Annotated in this window: 2 protein-coding genes; both read right to left on the bottom strand. The window is 43.5% G+C overall.

The genetic code is table 11. The features are described 5' to 3' along the window. Positions 1-57: 57 nt before the first annotated feature. A complete protein-coding gene (locus AMS66_RS18430; protein WP_053782184.1) occupies positions 58-711 on the bottom strand; it encodes a serine/threonine-protein kinase in 654 nt (217 codons plus the stop codon). Positions 712-990: 279 nt separating this feature from the next. Beyond that, on the bottom strand, positions 991-1,592 hold a 602-nt coding region (locus AMS66_RS18425), incomplete at its 5' end, for an MFS transporter (protein ID WP_144424534.1).

Raw genomic sequence — 1,592 nt, 5'->3', positions numbered from 1 at the left:
ATCTGTCTACTTGACAGGGGTAAGACCAATCGTCAGGGTTTTATTTGGTTAGAGGTCTCACTGTGCTAATGCCATCCTCGGTGTTTGCAATCTGAAATGCGCCAAAGCCTCTTGAACCTCCGTGGTCGTAAGTCCATGTCGATCAAAATAATGCATGACCTCCTCCATGTCAGTATCATCACCGCCGTATATCCGCTCAATTTTTCGAATAATCTCTTGTTGTAATCGCTCTCGAATACGCATGCAACGGACAGGTTCACATAGCCAAAAATCAGTTCGTTTGACCTCCCCTGTTGCAGTCCATAGCAAATTCTCATATCGTATGACATCCCAATCGTGATACCCCGCCTGAATCTGCTGAAGTTCTGTGGAAAACATATCATATATCAGGTTGTGCGGTATGTGTCCGCACGTTGCCCGATACTGTCTCAGATTGAATCCTTCAACCCATTCTGTCAGCACAAAATTACCAGAAGCGTACGCATACAATTTGGGAACATGATGGTTGTTTTGTAACGACAAAAGTGCCTCACATTCATATTCCCCATCCATTTTCCCACGAGGAGTATACACTTTCAGGCAGTACTCTTGTAAACGATAGACAACCGACCCCTTTCCCATTAGTGAAGCTTGCATGGTCAGATGACCGTTTTTCTCATAACGTTCTAGCAATTGTTCAATATTCGCAGATATAGATTTAACGATTCTCATAAATACGTCTCCTTGATTATAAAATACATTCTAAAACGTTTTCTTTCTTATTTAGCCGTTATCATTAATCTACTCTCTATATTATCTTTAAAATTCCATATGAACATATACAATTTCGCCAGAACATGAACTATTTGCTTCCATCATCAAGATTTACTCGATTTGCCTGACAGGTCTATTTTCACTCTAATGGATGGAACCCGTTTCATGTCAAGGTACAAAAAAACGATGCCCCCCTATTGAAGAGAGAGCATCGTTTCATTTCTTATATGACTTTAATTAATGCATAGGGCCTTGTTGTCCCTGCTGAGCACCAACCTTAACTCGCTTCACGAACAGTGAAGTGATCAGTCCAATCACAGCGAGAACCAGTGCGAAAACAAATGCATTTTGTACACCAGATGTGAAACCTGCCAACTGATTCTCAGGACTCTCAGGGTTCGTCACACCGCTCAAGAAGCGGGTCTGTCCTGCGCTCAGTATACTTACCGCAACAGCTGTACCAATAGCTCCCGATACCTGCTGCAATGTATTCATAATCGCGGTTCCGTGAGGGTAGAAATCAGGTGGTAATTGATTCAAACCGTTGGTTTGTGCAGGCATCATGATCATTGAAATCCCTATCATCATGAACACATGCAGCGTAATAATCTTGCCCAGTGTTGTTGTCGGAGTAATTCCCGTGTACATGAAGAGAACAACAGTCACGATAGCCAGACCGATAATCACAAGCCATTTTGGACCGAATTTGTCAAACAGACGCCCCATAACCGGGGACAAGAATCCATTCAGCAAGCTGCCCGGTAGCAGAACCAGACCTGCAGTCAGTGCCGTAACCGCCATACCTTGTTGCAGGTACATCGGCAGGATCAGCATGGATG

Origin of the sequence: Paenibacillus xylanivorans, assembly GCF_001280595.1 — a bacterium.
Taxonomy (GTDB): domain Bacteria; phylum Bacillota; class Bacilli; order Paenibacillales; family Paenibacillaceae; genus Paenibacillus; species Paenibacillus xylanivorans.
This window is presented reverse-complemented; position numbering and strand designations above follow the sequence as displayed.

Bases quoted from the DNA above. Each gene is read 5' to 3' on its own strand.
- AMS66_RS18430 (WP_053782184.1), bottom strand. From the start codon at position 711: ATGAGAATCGTTAAATCTATATCTGCGAATATTGAACAATTGCTAGAA.